The following is a 609-nucleotide window of genomic DNA, read 5'->3' on the forward strand; positions in this document are numbered from 1 at the left end:
TGCCCGGCATGGAGTTCCGGATCGCCGAGGACGGCGAGGTCCTCATGCGCGGCCCCGGCGTCATGGCCGGCTACCACAACAACCCGGCAGCCACCGCGGAGGCGCTCGACGCCGACGGCTGGCTGCACACCGGCGACATCGGGGAGATCGACGACCGCGGCTTCCTCAAGCTCACGGACCGCAAGAAGGACCTCTTCAAGACGTCCAACGGCAAGTACGTCGCGCCGAGCAACATCGAATCGACCTTCAAGGGCCTGTGCCCCTATGTCAGCCAGCTCCTCGTCCACGGCAACGACCGCAACTTCGTCTCCGCCCTGGTGACCCTCGACCCCGAGGCGATCGTCGGCTGGGCCGCCGCCAACGGTATGGAGGGCAAGAGCTACGCGGAGATCGCCGGCTCGCCGGCCGCGCGCGAGATGCTCCAGGGCTACATCGACGAACTCAACGCCGGCCTCAACCGGTGGGAGCAGATCAAGAAGTTCACCATCCTCGACCACGACCTCACCGTCGAGGCCGGCGAGATCACGCCGAGCCTGAAGCTCAAGCGCAAGGTCGTCGCGGACAAGTACAAGGACCTGCTGGACGCGCACTACGCCAGCTGAGCCCGCG

At 67.0% G+C, this 609-nt stretch carries 1 pseudogene; it reads left to right on the top strand.

Annotated features, from left to right (window positions below):
• A pseudogene (locus ACMUOY_RS20545) lies at positions 1 to 602 on the top strand (long-chain fatty acid--CoA ligase); the annotation flags it as partial.
• Between the last annotated feature and the right edge of the window lie 7 nt (positions 603 to 609).

The organism is Candidatus Skiveiella danica (assembly GCF_022705245.1).
In the GTDB taxonomy this organism is placed as follows: Bacteria; Pseudomonadota; Gammaproteobacteria; order Burkholderiales; family Burkholderiaceae_C; genus Skiveiella; species Skiveiella danica.